The sequence below is a fragment of the Rhodopseudomonas sp. BR0C11 genome (assembly GCF_010820945.1).
Taxonomy (GTDB): Bacteria; Pseudomonadota; Alphaproteobacteria; order Rhizobiales; family Xanthobacteraceae; genus Rhodopseudomonas; species Rhodopseudomonas palustris_H.
Genome location: NZ_QTKI01000601.1, coordinates 1 through 1,986 on the forward strand (window position 1 = coordinate 1; position 1,986 = coordinate 1,986).

Sequence of the window (1,986 nt, forward strand, 5' to 3'; positions counted from 1 at the left end):
CATCTCGTAGGCCCGCTGCGCAGAGATCAGGTCGGAGATTTCCGTCACCACTTCGACGTTCGCCATCTCCAGCGTCTTCTGCATGATGTCGCCGAGACCGTCGGCAGAAGCGATGCCGTCCTGCGGCGTGCCGGACGCCGGGGTTTCGATGAACAGGTTGTCGCCCTGCGGCTGCAGGCCGGCCTTGTTGATGAAACGGGTCAGGCCGATCTGGCCGATCACGGTAGGCGTGGTCGAACCGGAGATCGTCACCGACACCTGGCCGTTGGCCGCGACAGTGATGCTGGTCGCGCCGTTCGGAACGGTGATGGTCGGCTGCACCGGGTTGCCGTTGGCCGTGACCATGCGGCCGGTGTTGTCCTTGGTGAACGAGCCGTCGCGGGTGTAGGCGAAGGTGCCGTCCGGCATCTGGATCTTGAAGAAGCCTTCGCCGCGCACCGCGAGGTCGAGATCGTTGCCGGTGGGCGACAGCGTGCCCTGGGTCATCAGCCGCGGCGTACCGACGGTTTTGACGCCGCCACCGATGTCGACACCGACCGGCAGGATCGTGCCCTGGTCCGACGCCTGTGCGCCGACGCGGCGGACGTGATCGTAGATCAGGTCCTGAAACTGCGCCGTCTGCTTCTTGAAGCCGGTGGTGCGCATGTTGGCGATGTTGTTGGAGATCACCTGAACGTTGAGCTCCTGGGCCGCCATCCCGGTCGCCGCAGTGTAGAGTGCGCGCATGGTCAGTCTCCGTTAGGCCGGCACTTCGGCGAGTTTCTCGATCGCGGATTTGCGCAGCTCGCTCTCCTGCTGCAGCATCGCCGAGATCTGGGTGTAGGTTCGGGTGACGTCGATCATCTTGGTCATTTCGAGGACCGAGTTGACGTTCGACTTCTCGACATAGCCCTGGCGCAGCATCGACTTGGTGTCGGGCGTGCCCTGGTCGGATGTGGCTGCGAACAGATTGCCGCCCTGCTTGATCAGGCTCTGCGGCCGGTCGAACGTCACCACCCGCAGCTTGCCGCGCAGCGAGTCGATGATCGAGGTGCCTTCGACCACGCTGACGCGGCCGTCGGACGAGATCGACAGTTCCTTGTCGGTCGGCTGGATCACGATCGGGCCGCCGGTGCCGAGCACCGGGAAGCCGGAGCCGTTCACGAGCTGGCCCTGGGCGTTGATCGTCAGCGATCCGTCGCGGGTGAAGCGCTCGCCCTGCGGCGTCTGCACCACCAGAAAGCCCTTGCCGTCGATCGCGACGTCGAGCGGGTTCTTGGTCTCTTGCAGCGCGCCGGTCGACAGATCGTGGTAGGTGGCGCGGTCCTGCACGAAGCTGACGCGCCGGTCCGGCCGCGCAAAATTGTCCTCGTGCGCGCCGGTGTTAAGAAATTCCTGGAACACCGACCGCTCCGCCTTGAAGCCGTTGGTGTTGAGATTGGCGAGGTTGTTCGCGACGACATCCATCTGCCGTTCGAGCACGACCTGCCGTGACAGTCCGACGAGAAGTGCATTCTCCATCGGTGGTTCTCCCTTGAATGACCCGCCGCCAAGTCCTCCCAGACCGGTGGTGGATCGTGCGAACCGCAGGCGCTCTCCCAAGCGCGCGGCTCACCAGATACCTAGCGAAGCTCGTGCCAAATCAGAAAATTCATCTAAATCAGTAGCTTGCTCATTTTAAGGGAGCGGCTGGGCCGGCAATAAAGGACTTGTTGACCATACCGGCCGGCAAAATCTTCCTACCCGCCACCGTCGTGGAAAGGTTCCGTTAACCATTGCCCCATAGCGTCGTGTCATCAGAGCCTTGGGCGCTGGCGGCGTTAGTCTCGCGTTTACGGTTCGCCTCGGCTGCGGCTCGCTTTTTGGGATATGGGCGATTCGGCCGATGGCGGACGCAGAGAAACCGGAAGAAGGCGCCGAAGCCGCCGAAGGCGGGGCGCCAAAGAGCAAGAAGAAGCTGATCATCATCGCTGCGGCGGCCGTGCTGCTGCTCGGCGGCGGTGCCGG

The 1,986-nt window shown here is 63.5% G+C and carries 2 protein-coding genes; both read right to left on the minus strand.

Features of this window, described 5'->3' with window-relative positions; genetic code table 11:
- On the minus strand, window positions 1-726 hold a 726-nt coding region (gene flgG, locus DYI24_RS25645; RefSeq protein ID WP_164574313.1), incomplete at its 3' end, for a flagellar basal-body rod protein FlgG.
- 12 nt (window positions 727-738) lie between these two features.
- On the minus strand, window positions 739-1,500 hold the full coding sequence (flgF, locus tag DYI24_RS25650) for a flagellar basal-body rod protein FlgF (protein ID WP_107345605.1): 762 nt from the start codon (window positions 1,498-1,500) through the stop codon (window positions 739-741).
- Window positions 1,501-1,986 lie beyond the last annotated feature (486 nt).